General features: G+C 58.4%; 23 protein-coding genes. 12 read left to right on the top strand and 11 right to left on the bottom strand.

Going from position 1 to position 22,935, the window contains the following annotated elements:
• Positions 1-4 precede the first annotated feature (4 nt).
• From lptD to rsmA, 4 genes are read left to right on the top strand one after another with little or no spacing between them, the layout of a single operon-like run.
• Positions 5-2,137: an LPS assembly protein LptD gene (lptD, locus tag Q0775_RS00290; RefSeq protein ID WP_298857014.1), complete on the top strand. Its 2,133-nt coding sequence runs from the start codon at positions 5-7 to the stop codon at positions 2,135-2,137.
• The gene (locus tag Q0775_RS00295; protein WP_298857016.1) at positions 2,125-3,342 is read left to right on the top strand and encodes a peptidylprolyl isomerase; all 1,218 of its coding nucleotides are present in this window, start codon (positions 2,125-2,127) and stop codon (positions 3,340-3,342) included. The genes lptD and Q0775_RS00295 overlap by 13 nt, the downstream gene beginning before the upstream one ends.
• Positions 3,339-4,298 (top strand): 4-hydroxythreonine-4-phosphate dehydrogenase PdxA, encoded by a 960-nt coding sequence (gene pdxA, locus Q0775_RS00300; protein ID WP_298857018.1) that lies wholly within the window; start codon positions 3,339-3,341, stop codon positions 4,296-4,298. Before Q0775_RS00295 ends, pdxA begins: the two co-directional genes overlap by 4 nt.
• On the top strand, positions 4,295-5,137 hold the full coding sequence (rsmA, locus tag Q0775_RS00305) for a 16S rRNA (adenine(1518)-N(6)/adenine(1519)-N(6))-dimethyltransferase RsmA (protein WP_298857020.1): 843 nt from the start codon (positions 4,295-4,297) through the stop codon (positions 5,135-5,137). Before pdxA ends, rsmA begins: the two co-directional genes overlap by 4 nt.
• A 161-nt stretch (positions 5,138-5,298) precedes the next feature.
• On the opposite strand, the gene Q0775_RS00310 is transcribed toward rsmA, so the two are convergent.
• From Q0775_RS00310 to prfA, 3 genes are all read right to left on the bottom strand, one after another.
• Complete coding sequence (locus Q0775_RS00310) at positions 5,299-5,907, bottom strand: DUF4167 domain-containing protein (protein ID WP_298857022.1); 609 nt, start codon at positions 5,905-5,907, stop codon at positions 5,299-5,301.
• A 197-nt stretch (positions 5,908-6,104) separates the two neighbouring features.
• Positions 6,105-6,941, bottom strand: coding sequence for a peptide chain release factor N(5)-glutamine methyltransferase (prmC, locus tag Q0775_RS00315; protein WP_298857024.1), 837 nt, complete (start codon positions 6,939-6,941; stop codon positions 6,105-6,107).
• Positions 6,938-7,987: a peptide chain release factor 1 gene (prfA, locus tag Q0775_RS00320; RefSeq protein ID WP_298857026.1), complete on the bottom strand. Its 1,050-nt coding sequence runs from the start codon at positions 7,985-7,987 to the stop codon at positions 6,938-6,940. Before prfA ends, prmC begins: the two co-directional genes overlap by 4 nt.
• Positions 7,988-8,049: 62 nt before the next feature.
• Here prfA and Q0775_RS00325 point away from each other — a divergent pair, with 62 nt between their 5' ends.
• The gene (locus Q0775_RS00325; protein ID WP_298857028.1) at positions 8,050-8,361 is read left to right on the top strand and encodes a hypothetical protein; all 312 of its coding nucleotides are present in this window, start codon (positions 8,050-8,052) and stop codon (positions 8,359-8,361) included.
• Here Q0775_RS00325 and Q0775_RS00330 read toward each other — a convergent pair.
• The 4 genes from Q0775_RS00330 to Q0775_RS00345 are packed head-to-tail and all read right to left on the bottom strand — an operon-like array spanning position 8,287 to position 11,864.
• Positions 8,287-8,700: a DUF1499 domain-containing protein gene (locus tag Q0775_RS00330; RefSeq protein ID WP_298857031.1), complete on the bottom strand. Its 414-nt coding sequence runs from the start codon at positions 8,698-8,700 to the stop codon at positions 8,287-8,289. The two genes, Q0775_RS00325 and Q0775_RS00330, sit on opposite strands and share 75 nt — an antisense overlap.
• Positions 8,701-8,748: 48 nt before the next feature.
• Positions 8,749-9,696, bottom strand: a complete 948-nt coding sequence (gene speB, locus Q0775_RS00335; RefSeq protein WP_298857033.1) for an agmatinase — start codon at positions 9,694-9,696, stop codon at positions 8,749-8,751.
• Between the two features lie 21 nt (positions 9,697-9,717).
• A complete protein-coding gene (speB, locus tag Q0775_RS00340; RefSeq protein ID WP_298857035.1) occupies positions 9,718-10,698 on the bottom strand; it encodes an agmatinase in 981 nt (326 codons plus the stop codon).
• A complete protein-coding gene (locus Q0775_RS00345; protein WP_298857037.1) occupies positions 10,698-11,864 on the bottom strand; it encodes a M20 aminoacylase family protein in 1,167 nt (388 codons plus the stop codon). Before Q0775_RS00345 ends, speB (Q0775_RS00340) begins: the two co-directional genes overlap by 1 nt.
• 56 nt (positions 11,865-11,920) lie before the next feature.
• On the opposite strand from Q0775_RS00345, the gene mazG reads away from it, so the two are divergent.
• Entirely contained in the window at positions 11,921-12,742 is an 822-nt protein-coding gene (gene mazG / locus Q0775_RS00350; protein WP_298857039.1) for a nucleoside triphosphate pyrophosphohydrolase, read from the top strand.
• Here the strand turns inward: mazG and Q0775_RS00355 are convergent.
• Positions 12,739-13,626: a hypothetical protein gene (locus Q0775_RS00355; protein ID WP_298857041.1), complete on the bottom strand. Its 888-nt coding sequence runs from the start codon at positions 13,624-13,626 to the stop codon at positions 12,739-12,741. The genes mazG and Q0775_RS00355 overlap by 4 nt on opposite strands.
• A 109-nt stretch (positions 13,627-13,735) precedes the next feature.
• Between Q0775_RS00355 and Q0775_RS00360 the strand changes: the two genes are divergently transcribed.
• Genes Q0775_RS00360 through Q0775_RS00370 form a run of 3 tightly spaced genes read left to right on the top strand, consistent with a single transcriptional unit; the run spans position 13,736 to position 16,544 of the window.
• Positions 13,736-14,677 carry a nucleoside hydrolase gene (locus Q0775_RS00360; protein ID WP_298857043.1) on the top strand — a complete coding sequence of 314 codons (942 nt, stop codon included), beginning with the start codon at positions 13,736-13,738 and terminating at the stop codon, positions 14,675-14,677.
• Entirely contained in the window at positions 14,674-15,123 is a 450-nt protein-coding gene (locus Q0775_RS00365) for an N-acetyltransferase (RefSeq protein WP_298857045.1), read from the top strand. Before Q0775_RS00360 ends, Q0775_RS00365 begins: the two co-directional genes overlap by 4 nt.
• 11 nt (positions 15,124-15,134) lie before the next feature.
• On the top strand, positions 15,135-16,544 hold the full coding sequence (locus Q0775_RS00370; RefSeq protein WP_298857047.1) for a protein adenylyltransferase SelO: 1,410 nt from the start codon (positions 15,135-15,137) through the stop codon (positions 16,542-16,544).
• Here Q0775_RS00370 and Q0775_RS00375 read toward each other — a convergent pair.
• The gene (locus Q0775_RS00375) at positions 16,541-17,428 is read right to left on the bottom strand and encodes a DMT family transporter (protein ID WP_298857049.1); all 888 of its coding nucleotides are present in this window, start codon (positions 17,426-17,428) and stop codon (positions 16,541-16,543) included. The genes Q0775_RS00370 and Q0775_RS00375 overlap by 4 nt on opposite strands.
• A gap of 126 nt (positions 17,429-17,554) precedes the next feature.
• On the opposite strand from Q0775_RS00375, the gene Q0775_RS00380 reads away from it, so the two are divergent.
• Positions 17,555-18,415, top strand: a complete 861-nt coding sequence (locus tag Q0775_RS00380; RefSeq protein ID WP_298857051.1) for a tellurite resistance TerB family protein — start codon at positions 17,555-17,557, stop codon at positions 18,413-18,415.
• Positions 18,416-18,485: 70 nt separating this feature from the next.
• Here the strand turns inward: Q0775_RS00380 and Q0775_RS00385 are convergent, their stop codons facing one another.
• Together Q0775_RS00385 and Q0775_RS00390 are read right to left on the bottom strand one after the other, a co-directional pair.
• Positions 18,486-19,814, bottom strand: a complete 1,329-nt coding sequence (locus Q0775_RS00385; RefSeq protein ID WP_298857052.1) for a DEAD/DEAH box helicase — start codon at positions 19,812-19,814, stop codon at positions 18,486-18,488.
• A gap of 373 nt (positions 19,815-20,187) precedes the next feature.
• Positions 20,188-20,508 (bottom strand): hypothetical protein, encoded by a 321-nt coding sequence (locus Q0775_RS00390; RefSeq protein WP_298857053.1) that lies wholly within the window; start codon positions 20,506-20,508, stop codon positions 20,188-20,190.
• A gap of 188 nt (positions 20,509-20,696) precedes the next feature.
• Between Q0775_RS00390 and Q0775_RS00395 the strand changes: the two genes are divergently transcribed.
• Both Q0775_RS00395 and eno read left to right on the top strand, forming a co-directional pair.
• A complete protein-coding gene (locus tag Q0775_RS00395) occupies positions 20,697-21,587 on the top strand; it encodes a DMT family transporter (protein WP_298857054.1) in 891 nt (296 codons plus the stop codon).
• 53 nt (positions 21,588-21,640) lie between these two features.
• Positions 21,641-22,915, top strand: a complete 1,275-nt coding sequence (eno, locus tag Q0775_RS00400; protein ID WP_298857055.1) for a phosphopyruvate hydratase — start codon at positions 21,641-21,643, stop codon at positions 22,913-22,915.
• The last annotated feature ends 20 nt before the right edge of the window (positions 22,916-22,935 follow it).

Raw genomic sequence — 22,935 nt, forward strand, 5'->3', positions numbered from 1 at the left:
ACCGATGCGGCTGGTCATCATATTCTTTCTGGCCTTGATGCCTCTGCGTGCAATGGCCCAAGATGCGGCCCTTTTGGTGGCCGACGACCTCTATATCACCCGCGAGCGTGAACTGGTCGCCTCTGGTAATGTCGAAGCCTTTCAGAACGGTGTGCGCCTCCGCGCCTCCTCAATCCGCTATAACCAAGGCACGGGCGCCCTCTCCATCGAAGGCCCGATCACGCTCACCGAAGAAGACGGCACAGTCATCACCGCCACCGCAGCCGAGCTGGACGCCGATATGCGCAATGGCATCCTCAAAGGTGCGCGACTGGTGCTTAACCAACAGCTGCAACTGGCCGCTGTACAAATTGACCGTGTCGATGGCCGCTATAACCAGCTTTATAAAACTGCCGTGACTTCCTGCCGTGTTTGCGATGACGGCACGCCCCCGCTTTGGCAGATCAGGGCCAAGCGGGTGATCTATGACGAACTCGAAGAGCAGCTCTATTTCGACGAGGCACAATTTCGCATTGGCAATATGCCCGTGTTCTGGCTGCCCCGTCTGCGCCTACCCGGCCCCACAGTCGAGCGTGCAACAGGATTTCTTATACCCTCCATCCGAAGCACATCCAGCCTCGGTGTCGGCCTCAAAATCCCCTATTTCATCAAGCTAAGCGAGAAGCGCGACCTGACCCTCACGCCCTATCTATCCAGTTCAACCAGTACGCTAGAGCTGCGCTACCGTCAGGCATACCGCAACGGGCGCATCCAGTTTGACGCAGCCGTCACCAATGACGACCTGCGCGAGGGAGAAACACGCGGCTATCTGTTTGGCCGCGGCCTGTTTGCTCTGCCAAAAGACTTCACCCTTTATTTCGCCATCGAAACCGTCAGCGACGACGGCTATCTTGAGAGCTATGGTTATTCAGACTCGGATCGCCTGCGCTCAGAGTTGACCGTAAGCCGCGCACGCCGCGACGAATACATCCGCGCCAGTTTCTACAACTTCAAATCCCTGCGCGACGACGAAGACAACGACACCCTGCCGACCCTCGTGTTAGACGGCGAATACGAACGCCGCTTTTTCCCGCAGGCTTTGGGCGGCGAAGTTCGCACCCGTATCGTAGCCCACAGCCACAGACGCCTTTCCGACCTGTCCGTGGACAGTGATGACCCCGACGATGTTGTCGATGGTCGCGATGTAGCGCGCCTCAATGCCCAAGTGGACTGGCTGCGCAGCTTCACGCTGCCCGGCGGCCTGCGCACCGACACCCGCGTCGGTGTCGCCTTTAACGAATTCAACATCTCGCAGGACTCCACCACACTTGAGGACCCCTCCGAGATCACCCCTCACGCCGCCATCACCCTGCGCTACCCCCTGTCCAAAACAAGTACAGCAGGCATCAGCCAAGTGCTGGAACCCGTGGTACAGCTCAGCTGGACAGGCGGCAACCGCCTCGACATCCCGAACGAAGAAAGCACATTGGTCGAGTTTGATCAGGGAAACCTGCTCAGCCTGTCGCGTTTTCCCCGCGCGGACCGCCGCGAACGCGGCGCTATGGCTGCGATTGGCGTCGGCTGGTCGCGGTTTAACCCCGCAGGCTGGGATGCGCATATCAGCGTGGGCCAAGTGTTTCGCGAGGACAATGACACCTCGTTCTCTACCACCTCTGGTCTCGACGGCCTTTCGTCCGACTTTCTCATAGCGGGCCAAATAGCCTCGAGTGATGGTGTCAGCCTGACGGGGCGCAGCCTGTTCGAGCAGGACTTCACCCTGTCCAAAGCCGAATTGCGCGGCGATTATGCCTTTAAACGCGGACGCATCGGGGGCTCTTATGTCTGGCTTCAGGACGACCTTGAGGAAGATCGCGCCACGGAAGTTTCCGAATTCACCCTCGACGGTAGCTACAAGATAAATGAGTTCTGGACCGCTTCCGCCGACTGGCGCTACGATATCGCATCAGACCGCGCCGCAACCGCAGGCCTTGGCCTAAGCTACGAAAATGAATGTGTGACCCTTAACCTCACCGTCGAACGCAGCTATACAACCTCAACAAGTGTTGAGCCCTCAACCGATTTTGGATTTAACGTCGGTCTGCGGGGCTTTTCCGCTGATACCGGAACAGAAAGATACGCGTCCTCATGTTCAAACTAAAACCTGCCCTCGCCGCCGTGGCAATCATTGCCGCCCTAGCCGGTCCTGCCACTGCGCAAAACATGTTCGCCCCTGCGGCCACTGTGAACGATACCGTTGTGACGGAGTTCGAAGTCGAACAGCGCGTGCGCTTCCTCAAAATCCTCAATGCTCGTGGCGCGACCCGCAAAGCAGCCATTGAGAGCCTGATCAACGAGCGTCTGCGCGGTGAGGCCATTCGCGATGCCGGCCTGCAACTGACCGAGGAAGGCATCAACGATGCCCTCGAAGAGTTTGCCAGCCGTGCCAATCTGACCCGCGCCGAGTTTACAACCGCTCTCGCCCGCGCTGGCGTTGAAAAAGAAACCTACCGCGACTTCGTAATCAACGGCATTGCATGGCGTGACTTGATCCGCGCCCGCTATGGTGCTCGCGTTACCATTTCCGAGGCCGAAATTGACCGCGCACTAGCATCGCAAAGCGGCGGCAGCTCCAACATCCGCGTGCTAGTGTCGGAAATCATCATTCCTGCCCCTCCCCAACGCGCGGCTCAAGTCGCCGCCATCGCCGAGCAGATATCGGAGAGCCAGTCCGCAAACGAGTTCTCGAACTTCGCCCGCAAATACTCCGCAACTGCCTCACGTGGCGCAGGCGGACGCCTCCCGTGGCAAGCGCTCAGCGATCTGCCCCCCTCCTTGCAGCCGCTGATCCTGTCGCTGGCTCCCGGTGAAGTAACCCAGCCCCTGAATATCCCGAACGCGGTGGCCCTATTCCAGCTGCGCGATATCGAGGAAACAGGCAAACCCTCGAAGAAATATTCGGCCATCGAATATGCCGCCTATTACATGGCCGGGGGCCGCTCCGAGGAAACGCTGCAACAGGCGGCAAACCTTAAGGCCCAAGTTGACGTCTGCGACGATCTCTACGCCTTCGCAAAAGGCCAGCCCGACTCTGTGCTGGACCGTGAAACCCTGCCGCCCTCCAAAATCCCGCAGGATTTCGCGATTGAGCTCAGCAAACTGGACGAAGGCGAAGTCTCGACTGCTCTGACCCGCTCAAACGGCCAAGCGTTGGTATTCTTGATGATGTGCGGTAAAACAGCCGAGCAAAACGCCGACGTTAGCCGCGAAGATGTGGCTTCCTCCATCCGCCAGCGTCGGCTCTCTGGTTTCGCCGACAGCCTGCTGGCCGAGCTGCGGTCCGAAGCGCGTATTAGCCTGAAATGAAGCCGGTCATTCTGACCTGTGGTGAACCCGCAGGCATCGGTCCCGAAGTGGCTGCCCGTGCGTGGGCGGCCCTTGCAGACCGCATTCCTATGGTCTGGCTTGGTGATCCGCGCCACTTGCCCCGAGGCACAGTGCATGAGGTCATTAATGACATGTCACAAGCCGCTGAAATTTCTCCCACGGCCTTACCCGTCCTCGCCCATCCCTTCGCTGGCTCTGCCGTTGCAGGCATCCCCGATCCCGCCAATGCGATTGGTGTAATTGATGTGATTGCCCGCGCTGTCGATTTGGTCCAGTCGGGTCATGCCGCCGCAATTTGCACCGCCCCCATCCACAAAAAAGCCCTCAAAGACGGCGCAGATTTCGCCTATCCGGGCCATACCGAATACCTTGCAGCCCTCGCAGGTGGTTGCGATGTCGTGATGATGCTTGCCTCCGACCAATTGCGCGTGGTCCCTGCGACCATCCACATCGCCCTGTCCGAAGTGCCAACTGCACTAACCCCCGCAGGCCTGCGCCGCACGATCGAGATCACCCACAGCAGCCTGCAGACCCAATTCGGCATCGCCAATCCCCGCATTGCCATCAGCGGCCTGAACCCCCACGCAGGCGAAGGGGGTGCCATGGGCAGCGAAGAGCTCGACTGGATGAATGCGCTTGTCGCCCAGATGCAGACCGAGGGGTTTGATCTCAAAGGACCACTGCCTGCTGACACGATGTTCCACGCCGCTGCCCGCGCCCGCTACGACGCGGCCATCGCCATGTACCACGATCAGGCCCTTATCCCGATCAAGACCCTCGACTTCGACAAGGGGGTGAACGTGACCCTCGGCCTGCCCTTTATCCGCACTTCCCCCGATCACGGCACAGCATTTGACATCGCAGGCAAAGGCCTCGCCAACCCCACCAGCATGATCGAGGCAATCCGTATGGCCCATAGGATGAGCACAACATGAGCGGCATCGACAATCTTCCTCCGTTGCGCGAGGTCATCGACACCTATGACCTCCAAGCGCGTAAATCGCTGGGCCAGAACTTCCTTCTCGATCTTAATCTTACCGCCAAAATTGCACGCCAAGCAGGCGATCTGACCCAATGCGATGTGCTGGAAATCGGCCCCGGCCCAGGCGGCCTCACACGCGGCTTGCTTTCGGAAGGTGCGCGCAAAGTCCTCGCCATTGAGAAAGACAGCCGCTGCATCCCCGCCCTGAACGAGATCGCAAACGCATACCCGAACCGCCTCCAAATCATTGACGGCGACGCGCTCGAAGTGGACCCGCTTGCCTATCTCACCCCGCCCATCCGCGTGGCCGCAAACCTGCCGTACAACATCGGTACCGAACTCTTGGTCCGTTGGCTCACCCCGCAAGAATGGCCACCCTTCTGGCAAAGCCTTACCTTGATGTTTCAACGCGAAGTGGCCGAACGTATCGTCGCCAAACCGGGGAGCAAAGCCTACGGTCGCCTTGCCCTGTTGGCCCAATGGCGTGCAGATGCAAAAATCGTGATCACCCTGCCGCCCGAAGCTTTCTCGCCCCCACCCAAAGTCTCAAGCGCCGTGGTCCACCTCACAGCGTTGGCAGAGCCGCGTTTCCCCGCCGATGCCGCTATCCTGTCGCGCACAGTCGCCGCAGCTTTCAACCAGCGCCGCAAAATGCTCCGCTCTGCCCTGAAGGGCACCGCACCCGATATTGAGGACCGCCTGATCGCCGCAGGCCTCAAACCCACCGACCGCGCTGAACAAATCCCGCTTGAAGGTTTCTGCGCGCTGGCCCGAGAACTGGCAAAACCTTAAGCCGTTTCTTCATTTGGCCTCAAAACTCAGCCTAAAAACTCAGGGGGAACCGGTGCGCAGCACCGATGGGGTTTGGCCCCTTACCAATTTCCAAAACCGCACCCCCAAAAACTAATGTCCCAAAAGCAAAAAGCCCCGCATAGCAGGGCCTTTTGTTTAAATCATTCCGCCGCTTCGGGCTGGTCGCCGCCCTCGGCCTTTGGTGCATCATCACCTTTTGGCTTGGGCTTACGCCGTGGGGCACGGCGGGTCTTTGGCTTGGGCTCAGGCGCAGTCTCGGGTGTCTCAACCAAGGTGCTGCCCTCATCGCCTGCATCAGGCTGGGGCTGCTCAGAAGGGTCGCTCACCACCTCGGGCTGCTCGGCAGATTCGCGTTCCTGACGCTCCATCCGCTCGTTGCGCTCACGGTCACGCTCGGCCTGACGCTCGCGGTTAAGACGGTCCTGTTCGTCACGCTCGGCTTGGCGTTCACGGTTGGCTTTTTCCTGCTCTTCACGCTTGGCGTCGATTTCTTTTTGCGCCTCGGACAACAGTCGCAGGTAATGCTCGGCGTGCTGTTGGAAGTTCTCCATCGCAACGCGGTCATTGCTCAGCTGTGCATCACGCGCCAGCTGGTTATATTTCTCGATCACCTGACTGGGGGTCCCGCGCACTTTGCCCTCGGGACCGGAGCTGTCGAACACACGGTTGACGACATTGCCACCCTGATTGTTGCCACCGCCACGGTTGCGGTTTTTATTGTTACGCGAACGCGATCTTTGAGGTTTCATAGAGGGGGTCAGCCTTTTGGTGCTGTTATTTGGTCAGGCCATCAGTGCGCTTGGCGCATATTGTCGGCACGTTGAGATGTTGGGCATAAGCCGCGCGGGACCGTCCGTGGACGTTCATCACTGCAACGCCTTATCAATAGCCCCGAGCACCCCTTAGAGGCAAGAGCGAATAGAGCAAAAAACAAGCAATTATCACCCTAAGCGGGATTTTGTGCGATAATAACACGGTCACGGCCGTCCAGATCAGGGAGAATCCTGATATCGGCCCACCCTGCCTCCACAAACAACGAAGCGACCTCCGATCCCTGCTTCCAGCCGATTTCGAACATCACGCGTCCACCGACTGCCAGATACTCTTGCGCCCTTGACGCAATCAACTGGTAAGCACTCAGCCCGTCCGCACCATCCGTCAAGGCGATCGCCGGCTCATGCAGGGCAAGTTCAGGGGCAATTTCCTTCATCTCTGCAATCGACAGATAGGGTGGATTGCTCACAATCAGATCAAACCGTCCCTCCACGGCATCAAACCAATCGGACTGGATCACCTCCGCCCGCTCGGTCACACCGTGCAGCACCGCATTGGCGCTCGCTTGCAGACAGGCCGCCTCTGACACGTCAACGCCAAGCCCTGTCGCAGTCGGATTCTCTGCGAGAAGCGTGACAAGAATACAGCCCGATCCCGTCCCCAGATCCAGCACTCGCTCGAATGGGGCCGACAATGCCGCCTCTACAAGGCTCTCTGTCTCGGGCCGCGGGTCCAGCACATCGCGGCTGATCTTGAACTTGCGCCCGTAAAACGCACGCTCCCCCACAAGTTGCGACACAGGCACACGCACAGCACGCAAGGAAATAAGGTGCTCGTAGCGCTCTGATATCTCTGGGGCGATCTCTTCAGGGGCAATTAATGTCACCCGTGCTGCATCCACGCTCGCCGCATGGGCCAGCAATATCCGCGCATCGCGTGCAGGGTCAGGAACCCCCGCCGCCCGCAGCTTTGCTGTTGCCGCAGCCATGGCAACGGCCGCTGTGGTCATTGCCCCATCTCCGCAAGCATCTTGGCCTGCGCATCCGCCGTGAGCGCATCAACAATCTCGTCCAGATCGCCCTGCATCACCGCATCCAACTTATAGAGCGTGAGGTTAATGCGGTGGTCTGTCAGCCGCCCCTGCGGGAAATTATAGGTCCGTATCCGCTCCGAGCGGTCGCCACTGCCAACTTGAGACGCACGGCTGTCAGAGCGTTCCGTATCAATCCGCATCCGCTCCGCATCATACAGGCGGGCTTTGAGCACCTGCATGGCAATCTCGCGGTTGCGGTGTTGGGATTTCTCGGAACTTGTCACCACAATCCCCGTAGGAATATGCGTAATCCGCACGGCCGAATCGGTGGTGTTCACGTGCTGCCCCCCCGCGCCTGAACTGCGGTAAGTATCAATGCGAATATCCGTCGTGGCAATCTGGATGTCGACATCCTCCGCCTCGGGCAGCACCGCCACAGTCGCGGCTGATGTATGCACCCGCCCCTGGCTTTCCGTGCTTGGCACACGCTGCACACGGTGCACGCCGCTTTCGTACTTCAGGCGCGCAAAAACGTTTTCGCCCGTGATATGCGCCACAACTTCCTTGACCCCGCCCAGTTCGGTCATCTGCTGTTCGATCAGGTCAACTTTCCAACCGCGCGCCTCGGAATACCGGATGTACATCCGAAGCAGGTCCGCTGCGAACAACGCCGCCTCATCCCCACCCGTCCCGGGCCGGATCTCCAACATCGCGGGCCGCGCATCGGCCTCATCCTTTGGCAATAGCGCCAGTTGCAAGGATGCTTCTGCCGCAGGCAGCACATGCTCGATCTCGTAAATCTCGTCTTTTGCCATCGCCGCCATCTCTGGATCGGCCAGCATCTCGCGTGCGCCTTCAAGATTTTCCAGCAACACGCGGTAGGCCGCAATCTCCTCCACCACAGGGCGCAGATCGCTGTATTCTTTGGCCAGCTTGGAAATATCTCCGCCATCAGTACTCATCGCCGCTTCGAGATACTCGAAACGGGCAGTAATCTGGGCAAGGCGGTCCATAGGTATCATGCGCTTGGGAGTGGCCTATGAAAACACTTTGGTCAAGAGCAGCGTCATGGTATAAAGGAGGTATGAAACGATTTGCATTCCTTATCGCTCTACTCCCGCTCACCGCTCAGGCTCAGGGCGTCACAAAAGCCAAGACAATCGACTGCTACTGCACGGACAGCACAGGCGGGCGGATTGAGCTGGGCGAAAGCATTTGCCTAAACGTTGGCGGGCGCATGTTCACGGCCCAATGCCAGATGTCGCTCAACGTGCCCATGTGGCGCGAGACACAAGAAGGCTGCCTCAGCTCGGACTTGAACTTACCCTTCAGCCCGCTTGACCCGCGCACGCTCCAGCAGCCCGTCCAGACGTTTGGCGTTCACCCCAAGGTCTGATTTGCCGAACCGCAAGCGTGCATAGAGCTTGATCTGATCGCCGTCCTGCTCGATCGTGGTATAGTCAGGGAAACCCATCCATTTGGAGCGGGTAATATAGGTCAACCGCCCCTCACCCACACCACCAGCAATCAACTCAGTGCGGGGCAAGGCCAGCATCTGCTGGTGCAGATCCGACAGCAAGCCTGGCGTGGATTGTACAACTCGACCCGACCAGCCTTCCCCGTCCGTGTTCTCTGCATCGCCAATCGGCTTGTGCCAGCGCGATACATCCGTCGGCGCCAGACGGACAAACGCCATGCCCGAAACCACAGCTAGAACTAAAATTACCCAAACCATTTTACGCATCCCTGTGTTACCCACCACACGCCCAGAGCGGGCCTTGCTTCACCTGTACGCAACTCCGGGCAGTACACACAACATCTCATATAGTAAATTTGCCGCCGTTAGCGCGGTATTGCCGCTTGGGTCATAAGGCGGTGACACTTCGACCAGATCGCCACCGACGATGTTCAGCCCTTTAAGGCCGCGAATAAGCTCCAGTGCTTGCGGTGTTGTCAGCCCACCAATCTCTGGCGTGCCAGTTCCGGGCGCATACGCAGGGTCCAAACTATCAATATCATAGGTCACATAAGTTGGCGTGTCGCCGATATCGCGCCTGATCTCCCCCGCCAGTTGCGCCAATGAGCGCCCCCACAACTCCTCCGCAGGCCATTGTTGGAACCCCCAGCCTACCGCCTCGCTAAAATCAGTCGCAGCATATCCCGTGCCGCGTATCCCGATCTGATAGGTCTTCTCGGGCCGGATCAACCCTTCCTCATAAGCGCGGCGAAACACCGTGCCGTGGGTCTCTTTCTCACCGAACATCTCGTCGTTTACATCTGCATGCGCATCCACATGCACCAGCGCCACAGGTCCGTGCCGCTTTGCCATCGCCCGCAGGATCGGCAGGGTAATTGAATGATCCCCCCCCATCGCCAACGGCATCGCATCATACATGAGGATCTGATCGTAACTCTCCTTAATGATTGACAAACTATCTTTTAAGGAAAACGTATTAATCGCCAGATCACCAATGTCTGCCACTTGCAAACTGTCAAAGGGTGCCGCCCCTGTGGCCAAGTTATAGGGCCGCAACATCGCGCTTTCCGACCTAATCTGCTTGGGGCCAAACCGAGTGCCGGAGCGCCACGAGGTGCCGATATCCATCGGAATCCCCAGCACTGCCACATCCAGCCCCTTGAGGTCATTCACCGCAGGCAGCCGCATAAACGTTCCCGGCCCCGAAAAACGCGCCAGCTCGTTGCCGCCAATCGGCTGGTTCTTATCAGTCATTTCAGTCTCATTCGTTTCTAATTACTGCCCAACCCCTTGAGGTTGACGCATACGCGCGCCCAAAAGGCAGCATATTTCCGTCGCCACATGCGCCCCAGCAATCGCAGTGGCCCCTGTGGTATCAAACGGCGGCGACACTTCGACAATGTCCCCGCCCCGTATGTTAATCCCTGCCAGATCGCGCAGCATCGCCGCCGCCTGCCAGCTGGTCAATCCACCCCAAACAGGCGTGCCTGTCCCCGGTGCAAAGGCGGGATCAAGCGCATCTATATCAAATGTGAGGTATGTAGGGTTATTCCCTAATATTTTCTTAATCTTTGCCACTGCCGCAGCAGTCCCGCCCTCATGCACTTCGCGTGCATCAATGGTCGTCACGCCCATCGTGTCAGGGTTATGGGTCCGAATGCCCACCTGAATAGAGGTCGCAGGATCAATATAGCCCAGCTTGATCGCCTTATAAAACATGGTGCCGTGGTCAATCCGCTCCATGTCATCATCGACCCAAGTATCTGAATGCGCATCAAAATGCAGCAGGCTCATCGGCCCGAACTTCTCATAATAGGCCTTGAGAATCGGAAAGCTGATGTAGTGATCCCCGCCAAGGGCCACACTCGCCGCCCCCGCATCCAAAATGCCCGCAATATGCGCGGTCAACGTGGCAGGAAACTCCGATACTTTTGCATAATCGAACGCAAGATCACCGTAATCTACGATGGCCCGCTCGCTCATCACGTCAAAATCCCAGCCATAAGGCGGATCATAGGGCTGCAAGGCACTCGCCTCACGGATCGCCCGTGGCCCCAGCCGCGTGCCCGTGCGGTTTGTCACCGCTTGGTCAAACGGCACACCCGTCACGGCAATATCCACACCCGTCAAATCCTTGGTGTACTTGCGCCGCAAAAATGACGTGGCCCCGCCAAAGGCATTCTCGAAACTCGGCCCCTTGAGATCATCGCGCATAAACGCCTGATCTACTTGGCTCTTTGCATCCTCCAGACCCATTATTTCGCCGCCGGTTGCAGCTGCTCGACAAGCTGCGCAAAGAAGGACGCACCCAGAGGCGCAATCTCGTCGTTAAAGTTGAATTTCGGATGGTGCAGCCCTGCCCCGGGACCCGCGCCAAGGAACAAATACGATCCGGGCCGCTCTTCCAACATATAAGAGAAATCCTCGGCCCCCGCGACTTTGGCGAAATTATCATCGACCTTGGCCTCGCCGACCAATCCACGCGCAACACCCGCCGCAAACGCTGTCTGCGCCTCGGAGTTCACCGTCGCAGGATAACCCTCTTCATAGTCCAGCTCTGCAGTGACCCCATAACTCGCCGCCTGCCCCTGAACAATCTCGCCCATCCGCTTCATAATCGTGTCCCGGGTCTCCACGTCAAAAGTGCGTACCGTGCCATTAATCATCGCTGTGTCAGGGATCACATTACTGGCGCTTCCCGTATGGATTTGAGTGACCGAGATCACCTTCTCCGCACCAGACTTCACATTACGGCTGATGATCGTCTGGATCGCCGTGACCATGCCACAAGCCGCCACCACAGGATCAGCCGTCTCATGCGGCATGGCCCCATGCCCACCACGCCCGTTGATTGTGATGGTAAAGCTGTCCACCGCTGCCATAATCGGACCTGGCCGCGTATAAAACGTCCCCTCGTCGACACCCGGAAAATTATGGATGCCATAAACTTCGGCAATGTCGAACCGATCCATCATACCTTCTTGGCACATCACTTGCGCCCCGCCGCCATCTTCCTCGGCGGGTTGGAAGATCAGTGCGACGCGGCCAGAGAAATTCCGCGTCTCCACCATATATTTCGCAGCCCCCAACAACATGGCTGTGTGCCCATCATGGCCGCACGCATGCATCTTGCCCGCATGGGTGGAGGCATATTCAACACCTGTTTCTTCCTCAATCGGCAGTGCGTCAAAATCCGCCCGCAGGCCCACAGTCGGCCCATCCCCCTTGCCGTTGATGATCGCCACAATCCCCGTCTGCGCGATACCCTCATGGATCTCGTCCACACCAAACTCCTGCAATCTCTCTTTGATGAAAGCCGCCGTTTTAGGGCAATCAAAGCTCAACTCGGGGATGGTGTGTAAGTGGCGCCGCCACGTTGTCATATCCTCGGCGAAATCGGCAATACGGTTGATGATGGGCATGGGTGGACTCCTATGGACTGTTATCCTTATCTGACACCACACCGAGGAGACACGCAATGCCAGATGACTTGATACGTAACGAGGCCGCAGGCATTGAACGCCTGCTTGAAATCATGCGTCGCCTGCGTGACCCTGAAACTGGCTGCCCGTGGGATATCGAGCAGGATTTCGACACCATCGCCCCCTACACGATCGAGGAAGCCTACGAGGTCGCCGACGCGATCGAGCGGCGCGATTGGCCCGAGCTTGAGGGCGAACTGGGCGATCTACTGCTCCAGTCCGTCTATCACACCGCCATGGGCGAGGAAGCAGGCCACTTCACCTTCCAGTCCGTCGTGCGCAATATCTCGAACAAAATGGTCGCCCGCCACCCCCATGTCTTTGGCGACGAGAGCCGCGAAAAATCCGCTGAGCAACAGACAAAAGACTGGGAAGCCATCAAAGCAGCCGAGCGTGAAGGCAAGAAACAACAAGGCGCGCTCGACGGTGTCGCCGTTGGCCTGCCAGCGCTCCTACGCGCCTATAAACTGCAAAAACGCGCAGCGCGTGTGGGCTTTGACTGGCCTGATACAGGCGATGTCATCGCCAAAATTCAGGAAGAAGCCGCAGAACTGGTCGAAGCCCGCGATGAACTCTCGCCCGAGGAACAATTCGAAGAATTTGGCGATCTGATGTTCGTCATGGCGAACCTAGGCCGCCATCTGGGGATCGAGCCCGAGGCCGCCCTACGGGCCGCCAACGCCAAATTCACCCGCAGATTTGCAGCGGTCGAAGCAAAACTGGCAGAGATCGATAAAACACCACAAGATAGTGATCTCGCGGAAATGGACGCTTTATGGGACGCGGTCAAAAAAGATGAAAATGCGGCCAAGTCCTAACGCAGCAACATCACCGCTGGCATCTTGGCAATCTCATCAAGGTGCTCACGATAGCGCCCTTCAAGAATTCGTGTCTGCCGCTTGGTGAATTCCGAAACACCACGGCTCTCCGTATCATCACGGTACTCCGCAATAATCTTCTGCCATACCTCGCGCGCCAACGTATCACCGTTATGATACCGCTCTTGCAACGCAACCAATGCCGCATCCGTTGCCGAATGATTCATCCGCCGTTCAGGCTCACGCAGTGGCACACCCGCAAGCTCCGGCACCAACATCCCCAGAATATCTACACTCCGGCCGCGCCGTGCATAATCAATCACGACCAGTTCTTGCACTTTGAGGTATTCAAAAATCAACCGCACCAAATCGGGCCAGCCACGGTCCATCTCCAGCATATTCCGCCGCCCCTCGGCAAAGGGTGGCGATTTGTTGTCCTCCGCCCGCTTGCGGTAGGCCGAGACATAAAGGTCAGTATATTCCCGCACCACCAACACAGCCCGCAGCACAGGTGCTCCTGCCGCCGCCGCCAGCGTTTGCAAACGCACTTCGGCGGCGGGATAGAACTGACCAGCGGGAAAGTGAATCATCCGTCCGGGAATATTCTCCTCCGACAAGATCATCGCGTGACTGTTCACACTTGCATGGCGTTGCAACTCAGCCGCGGCAGCAGGCAAAAACTTCGTGTCCCACTGCTTGACGTTGCGCGGATCTGGCAGTTTCAGACGTAAATCCCCCTTTGGAATATCGTCGCGACCAGGGTATGCCAGATCATACCCTCCCTGCTCCAACAAATCACGGTTCTCGGCCAGCATCATCTGAAACGATGATGTTCCCGTACGGTGCGCACCCAAATGCACATAAAGTGGCTTGCCCTGCTTCATACTCCACGCTTACCCAATCAGCACGCCCCTGCGCAAGCACTGCTGACCGCTGGACAAGAGGGCCACAGATTGCGAGTGTGCGCGAAACCGCGCTGACAGGAACAAACCCATGCCCCCACGCAAGATTATCATTGATACAGATCCCGGTCAGGATGATGCCGTGGCGATCCTTTTGGCGCTGGCCAGCCCTGAAGATGTCGACGTGCTGGGCATCACTTGCGTAGCAGGCAACGTGCCGCTCCCGCTGACCACCAAAAACGCCCGCATCGTCTGTGAACTGGCAGGGCGTCCCGACATGCCCGTCTATGCAGGGTGCGACCGTCCCTTGGGCCGCGATCTGGTCACCGCAGAACATGTGCACGGCAAAACAGGGCTCGACGGCCCCACGCTCCCCGATCCGACAATGCCTATGGCCAAAGGTCACGCCGTTGACTTCATCATTGACCAGTTGCGCACATTTGCCCCCGGCACCATTACGCTTTGTCCCCTTGGACCGCTCACCAACATCGCCACAGCGCTGGAAAAAGCGCCGGACATCGCCAGCCGCATCGCCAAGATCGTGCTGATGGGCGGTGGCTATTTCGAGGGGGGCAACATCACCCCCACCGCCGAATTCAACATTTACGTCGACCCAGAAGCTGCTGATATCGTGTTAAAATGCGGCGTTCCCATCGTGGTCATGCCCCTTGATGTAACTCACAAAGCCCTCGTCACACGCCCTCGTAATGATGCTTTCCGCGCGCTCGGCACCGCCGCTGGTATCGGCGTCGCCGAGATGACAGATTTTTTCGAGCGTTTCGACAAAGAGAAATACGGCTCCGCAGGGGCGCCGCTCCATGATCCCTGCGTGACCGCCTATATGATCCAGCCTGATTTGTTCACAGGCCGCCACATCAACGTCGAGATCGAGACACAATCAGAACTGACCATGGGCATGACCGTCGCCGACTGGTGGGGTGTCACCGACCGCGCACCCAATGCGACATTCATGGGCGATATCGACGCCGATGGATTTTTCACTCTACTGACCGAACGGCTGGCCCGCCTATGAGCGCTGCCCTCACCCTCGCTGGCCCCGACCACCTCGATAAACTTCTATCGCTGGTAGAGGCCTTCCACACCGAGGCCGACATGACGTCCACCGAGGAAAGCCGCCGCGCAGGGCTGGCGCCACTTTTGGGCGACATTCCATATGGCTGCGTCTACCTCATCGGGCCACCCCGTGCGCCTATCGGCTACATGGTCATTACGCTTACATGGTCCGTGGAATACGGCGGCCTCGACGGTAATATAGACGAGCTCTACATCCGCCCCGGCGTCCGTGGACGCGGCATCGCCTCCGAGGCACTGGTGGCCCTACCAAAAGCGCTCTCTGGCGCAGGCCTGCGCACCATCCACCTTGAGGTCGACCGCACAAACGCCTCCGCCCTCAAACTCTATCGTCGCGCAGGATTTATCCTCAACGAGAACTATATGTTCATGACCAAACACCTCTGAGGATGCGCACGATGGAACTCCCCTTCGACAATAGCTTTGCCGCGCTGCCCGACGCGTTCTACACCCGCGTGCCGCCGACATCCGTAAAAGCGCCCAAGCTATTAGCATTCAATGACGATCTAGCGAAATTGCTTGGCATTTCCAAAGCGGATGACGCCGAGCTGGCACAGATATTCAGCGGTAATTTCCTACCCCAGAACGCCGATCCTCTCGCCCAACTCTATGCAGGCCACCAATTCGGCAACTTCAATCCCCAATTGGGCGATGGCCGCGCAATTCTGCTCGGAGAAGTCATAGATACCAACGGCGTACGACACGATATTCAACTAAAAGGTTCAGGCCGCACGCCCTATTCCCGAGGGGGTGATGGCCGTGCATGGCTTGGCCCAGTCTTACGCGAATATGTGGTCTCCGAAGCAATGTACGCCCTTGGTGTTCCCACCACCCGTGCCTTGGCCGCCGTCAGCACTGGCGAGGATATCCTGCGCGAACAAGGCATGCTGCCCGGCGCAATCCTTACCCGCACCGCCTCAAGCCACCTGCGCGTCGGTACCTTCCAAGTCTTTGCCCACCGTGGCCAAGTAGACGAGCTGCGCACTCTCACCAATTACGCGATCAAACGCCACTACCCCGAGGCCACAGGCCCCATGGACCTGCTCCGCGCAGTCTGCACCGCCCAAGCCAATCTCATCGCTCAATGGATGTCCATCGGCTTTGTCCACGGCGTCATGAACACAGACAACTGCGCCATCGGCGGCGAAACCATCGACTACGGCCCTTGCGCCTTTATGGATGATTTCAACATGGGCCGCGTCTTCTCCAGCATTGACCAGCAAGGCCGCTACGCCTACGGCAATCAACCCAACATCGCGATCTGGAACATGGCGCAACTTGCCACCGCCCTCCTGCAACTCTTCGAGGACAAAGACTCCGCACTGGAGGAAGCCACCGCCATCATCCACGCCATGCCCGACCAGATCGAGACCGCGTGGCTACAGCGCTTCGCCGCGAAAATCGGCATCGCCGCGCCCACGTCCAAGGACACCGAGCTCATCCAAAAGCTGCTCGACCTGATGCAAACTGACGGTGCTGATTTCACCAACACCTTCCGTGCCCTAAGCGGACCGGACGCCCGCGACCAGTTCACCGACCGTAACGCCTTTGACGCATGGGCCACGAAACACGCCGAGCGCATCGCCTATCTGCCAAACGTCCAAGACCTCATGAACACCACAAACCCCGCCGTGATCCCGCGCAACCACCGGATCGAGCAGATGATCCAAGCGGCGATTGCGGGTGACATGGAGCCCTTCAACCGCCTCATGACAGCCTACAAGAAACCCTACACCCTCACCGATCCAGATCTCGCAAATCCCCCGACCCAATCGGAAATCGTTCCCGCCACTTTCTGCGGAACCTAAGCCGCCTTGGGCTTGCGGTTGATCAGCGTAATACCCGCCGCCACCAGCACCAGTGCGATCCAAATCGACGGCGCAATCTCCTCGCCCAGCAGCACCCAACCCAACAGCACCGAAGCCACAGGCGAGATAAAGCTGAAGGACGCCACCGAATTGGCAGGATACCGCTTCATCAGCCAAAACCACGCCAAAAACCCAAGGCTCGCCACGCCGATAATTTGGAACGCCATCCCCCAGAGGTGAATGGCCTCCACCTCCCGCAGCATCGGCCCGAACAGCGGTGCCAGCAGCAACAAAATCGGCGCAGAAATCATCACTTGGCTGATAAGTTGCTGTTCAGGCGGCACATGCGCCAGCGGTGTTACCCGCACAACCAACACGATCCCCGCCCAAGACAAAGCCGAGCACAGCGCCAGAATATCACCCGTCCAACTGATCTGCCCGCCACCCCGCTCCGCGAGTGCCACAACAACGCCACCAAAAGCCAGCGCCAACCCCACGACCTTGCGCCGCGTCAGCCTCTCGTCGGGCAAAAAGACCACGCTCGCCAGCGCCAGCCACAAAGGCATCGAATAAAATATAACCGAGGACCGACTGACCGTAGACACATCAAGTGCATTATACAAACACATGAACTCAAACGCAAAAAGAAGTCCGGACACGACAGCCCACGGCCACGCCGCACGCGGCATCCGAAACGAAACACCGCGCAAATACATCCATAACAGCAATACAAATATCGCCCCAGCAGAGCGTAACCCAGCCGCAAAAACAGGGCTAAACCCGCCCGCCGTCACTTTGATCACCACTTGGTTAAACGCCAAATGCAGCGCAAACGCGGTCAGCGCCACCGCCCCAAAGGCATCAACAGTCGATTTTCTTTCCATAATCTCACCAACGCCTTAGCCGCCACAGATGTCAATGCACACCAAACCCCTCTTTTTCCCCCGTTACACCCCGCTCGAATATGCCATGATACGGCATAATTGAATCAAATCAGGGGGAGCTCACGCATGAGCCTTATGAAAACATTGGCCAAAGTGGCTATCGGCGTTGCAGTTGCAAAAGGTGCCAACGCGATGATGAAGGGCGGCAGTGGCGGCACGTCACAAGCAGGCGGCCTCGGCGGTCTGTTGGGTGGTCTGACAGGCGGCGCAGGCGCGCAAGGCGGCGGCGGTCTTCAAGGGATGCTCGGCGGTCTACTCGGCGGCGGTGCTGCGGGTGGTTCAACAGGCAGCGGCGGCTTGGGTGGCCTACTCGAAAGCCTCGGTGGCGGCGCACAAACTGGCGGCGCCAGCGCTCAGGGCGGCCTTGGCGGCCTCTTGGGCGGTCTGGCTGGCGGCGGCGGCGCGGGCGGTATGCTCGGCGGTCTGGCAAGTGCGGCTGGTGCCGGCGGCCTCTTGGGCGGCCTGACCAGCGCCATGGGCAATGCCCCAGCCCAAAACGATCAGAGCTTTGGCGCGGTCCTGAACTCCCAATTCGACGAGACACCGGAGCCTGCGATCCAGCCGTCCCAAGATCAAGAAGCCGCCGCAGCGCTCATGCTCGCCGCGATGATCCAAGCGGCCAAATCCGACGGCACATTCGATGACACGGAAAAAGAAAAGCTGCTCGGCCAACTCGGTGATGTAGACGCCGAAGAAGCAGCCTTCGTCCAAGCGCAGATGCAAGCGCCCGTCGATATCGAAAATCTTGTGGCAAACACGCCCGACGGTCTGGGCCAGCAGGTCTATGCCATGAGCGTGATGGGCATCGATCTCGACACCCAGGACGAGGCGCAATACCTGCACAAACTGGCAACAGCCTACGGCATGCAGCCCGCACAGGTGAACGAAATCCACGCCCAGCTCGGCGTGCCATCGCTCTACACCTAAGACCAAAAAGGTCTGAAACGTAAAAAAGGCGCTTCTCTCGGGGCGCCTTTTCCTATTTTACTTTGGCACGTTACGCGCCAGCAGGCTTACCGCCACCGCCGCCACTGCGCCGTCTGCGCGCACCGCCGCCAGGCTTGCCAGCACCACCGCCCGCAGGCTTGGCTGCACCGCCACCGCCACCGCCGCCCTGTGGACGACCACCGCCGCCGCCACTACGACCGCGACCACCGCGCCCCTGCTGCTTTGGCTTGGCGGGAACTTCATGGCTTTCCCACACACGACCAGAGGCTACGGGAATACGGATGCCCATGACTTTTTGGATGTCGATCAATTCGCCCATCTCGTCAGGTGCACAGAATGCAATCGCAGCACCATCTTTGCCCGCACGCGCAGTACGACCAATGCGGTGCACATAGTTGTCAGGCACGTTCGGCAACTCATAGTTATAGACGTGCTTAACGTCTGGAATGTCCAAACCACGCGCAGCAACATCGGTCGCCACCAGAACGGTAATATCACCCTTTTTGAAGGCTTCGATTGCACGGTCGCGCTGACCCTGTGATTTGTTGCCGTGAATAGACGCCGCATCAAAGCCGGCTTTCACCAAATCCTTCATCAGCTTCTCACAACCATGCTTGGTACGACCAAACACCAGTGCGCGCTCATCCTTGTGCTTCTCCAGCAACTCAACCAGTAGCGCTTTCTTCTCCGCCTTCGCGATAAAGTGCACCTCTTGTGTCACCTTATCCGCAGCCTTCCCTGGAGGGGACACTTCAATGCGGATCGGGCTCTGCAAATAACTGTTGGCAATCTCGTTCATCAGCTTTGGCATGGTGGCCGAAAACAGGAACGTCTGCCGCGTCTTTGGGATCACTTGCGAAATCTTGCGCAAGTCATGGATAAAGCCCATGTCGAGCATCTGGTCAGCTTCATCCAGCACCAGAAACTTCGCCTCGTCCAGACGCACCGCACGGCGGTCCATCAGGTCGAGCAGTCGGCCCGGTGTCGCCACCAGAATATCAATGCCGCCATGCAGGCGCTTGATCTGGGTATTGATGTTCTGACCGCCCACAACCATCGCGACCTTAATCGCTGTGCCTTCGGAGAAAGCACGCAAGTTTACGCTGATCTGCGTGGCAAGCTCGCGGGTGGGTGCCAGCACAAGGCCGCGCACAGTTTTAGGGTTCGGACGCCCCTCCATCTGCAACATCTGTGCAATCAACGGAATGCCAAAGGCCGCCGTCTTGCCCGTCCCTGTCTGGGCCAGACCCATCACATCACGGCCATTCAGGCCATGGGGGATCGCTTGTTTTTGAATGGGTGTCGGGTCTTTCAGGCCCATCGCTTCCAAACGCTTTACCAGCGCCTTTGGCAGGTCCATCATATCGAAATCGCTCATATATATCTCATATTCCGCGCAAACGGGGATGCCCCGTGCGCTTGTCGTCAGGGTGCGCAACAGCAGATCGCGCAAACAGGCCAAATGCCCGCATGCGTCCGGTTGCGTCTGCCCCACGCGTGATCTTGGGAACAAAGGGGGTGCCTTGCGTATGCGGATAAACCGCCGCCTGCTCACGCGGCAGAAGGCACGCCCTAAGGATCACATGAGGCCTGAGGGCCGATATGTCAACGGGTCTGGCAAACACAGCCAAAAGAAGTCTATCCAATGCGCAGATCGAAACGGCTCCGCCCAAGAACCGGATGATGTCATCATCGGAGGCCCTCCTAAGCGTCACCCAAGAACCCCGGCAGCCTTCGGCCTGTCCTGGCCTTCAATCGGAACACCCACCATCCCCGCCAGACCCCCCACCAGCATGCAGCCCGCCAAAACTATTGCGATCACCGGGTCTGTTCCGCAGCGCAAAGATACTGTCCTTTCCCCGCACCTTGAACAGATCGTTTCCACAGGTTTGCCCGATCATGAGAACAACAGCCCCAAGACCCGTGCCAGACATGACCAGCACCCATTGTTCTTGCAGATGGGCAGGTATCCACCCCTTGGCTTCAAGAAGCGCCATAACCGCAATGGTTGCGATCCCTATGACCATCACGGCGCACCCGATCAATGAGGCGATACGTGCAAAATAAATCATGGATGATCCAAGCCAATGCAGTTGCGTTTATCAGGGGGTCATAGCTACCGATACACTGGGGCAAAACTATGTCGCACCGGATCGCGACCTGAAACAGCATCCCGACGCTCCGCGCTGATGCCCGCGCCCCCTTGTACCCGCTTCTTCAAAAGCGCATCACAAGTTAACGAACGAAAAGGGACGATCACATGGACAATCTGCGCGGCGCGACCATTATGGTGCTGTCCATGCTCGGTTTCGCGATCGAGGATGCGTTTATCAAAATGATGGGCGATGCCTTGCCCGTGGGCCAGATCCTTGTGATGCTAGGGATTGGCGGCTCGGCCGTCTTTGCCGTTGTGGTGCTGGCTCAAAAGCGCGCATTGTTCGAGCGTGACATGCTCGCCGCCCCCGTCCTCACCCGCGCCATGGGCGAGATCATCGGCACCATGTGCTTTATCTCTGCCATCGTCTACACCCCTCTGTCCACCGCCTCCGCCATCTTGCAGGCAACGCCTCTGGTCGTGACACTCGGTGCTGCACTCTTCCTTGGCGAGGCTGTTGGCTGGCGCCGCTGGGCCGCAATCATTGTGGGCTTTATCGGCGTTCTAATGATCATCCGTCCGGGCCTTGACGGCTTCTCGCCACTCTCGCTCTTCGCAGTCGGCGGCGTTTTCGGCCTTGCCCTGCGCGACATCTCCACCCGCAAAATCTCCAAATCGCTTTCCTCGATGCAGCTGAGCTTTCTCGGTTTTCTTGTCCTGATCCCTGCGGGTTTCGTTATGCTGGTCATTACAGGCCAATCCGTTACGGCGATGGACACGCACCTCTGGCTTCTGATCATCGCCTCCATCGCAATCGGCGTCTTCGCCTATTACGGTATCGTCGCCGCCATGCGTGTGGGCGAAGTCAGCTTCGTCACGCCCTTCCGCTATTCCCGCCTGATCTTTGCCATGATCATCGGCGTGAGCTTTTTCGGGGAGCGGCCTGACCTCCTCACCATAATTGGCGCCATCGTTATTGTGGCTTCCGGCATCTACACAGTGTTGCGTGAGCGCAAACACCGCATCAAACCCATCGCCGCACCTTTAAAACCCTGAGCAGCGGCTATATGACGGGCACAAATCAACCGAAATCCTGAAGGATAAGCGCCATGAGCACCATCATCGACATCCACGCCCGCGAAATTCTCGACAGCCGCGGCAATCCCACCGTCGAGGTCGATGTGATCTTAGAGGACGGCACAATGGGCCGCGCCGCCGTTCCCTCCGGTGCCTCCACAGGCGCACATGAAGCGGTAGAAAAGCGTGATGGCGACAAAAGCCGCTACTTCGGCAAGGGCGTTCTAGAGGCCTGCGCCGCCGTAAACGGGGAAATCGCTGAAGCACTCGTCGGCATGGACGTGACGGAGCAGGTCGACCTTGATGAGGCTATGATTGAGCTGGACGGCACACACAACAAATCCCGCCTCGGCGCAAACGCGATCCTCGGCGTATCCCTCGCCTCTGCAAAAGCCGCCGCAGACTTCTGCACGCAGCCGCTCTACCGCTACGTCGGCGGCACCTCCGCACGCGTCCTGCCCGTGCCCATGATGAACATCATCAACGGCGGTGAGCATGCGGACAACCCGATCGACATTCAGGAATTCATGATTATGCCTGTCGCTGCGGAAAACATCCGCGACGCAATTCGCATGGGTGCCGAAGTCTTCCACACCCTCAAAGGCGAGCTTTCCGCCGCTGGCCTCGCAACAGGTGTCGGCGACGAGGGCGGCTTTGCCCCCAACATCGGCTCCACCCGTGACGCACTTGATTTCATTATGAAATCGATTGAAAAAGCAGGTTACAAACCCGGTGAGGAGATGTACCTCGCCCTCGATTGTGCCGCCTCCGAATACTATAAGGACGGCAAATATGTCCTTGATGGCGAAGGCAGAACGCTGACGTCAGCGGAAAACGTCGACTACCTGCAATCGCTGGTAAACGATTACCCCATCATCAGCATCGAAGACGGCATGCACGAAGATGACTGGGACGGCTGGATCGCCCTGAACGAGACAATCGGCAATCAGGTACAGCTTGTCGGCGACGATCTCTTCGTCACCAACCCCGCACGTCTGGCCGAAGGCATCAAACGCCGCGCCGCCAACTCCATGCTGGTAAAAGTCAATCAGATCGGCACCTTGACCGAGACTCTTCAAGCGGTCGATATGGCCCACCGCGCAGGGTTCACCAATGTCATGTCCCACCGCTCTGGTGAGACTGAGGATGCCACTATTGCCGACCTCGCCGTCGCGACCAACTGCGGTCAGATCAAAACAGGCTCGCTGGCGCGCTCCGACAGACTGGCGAAATACAACCAGCTGATCCGCATCGAAGAAGCACTGGGCGAGAGCGCGCAATACGCTGGCCGCAGCATCCTCAAGTAACGGTGGACCGCGCTCAATTC

Source organism: uncultured Sulfitobacter sp. (assembly GCF_947499945.1).
Taxonomy (GTDB): Bacteria; Pseudomonadota; Alphaproteobacteria; order Rhodobacterales; family Rhodobacteraceae; genus Sulfitobacter.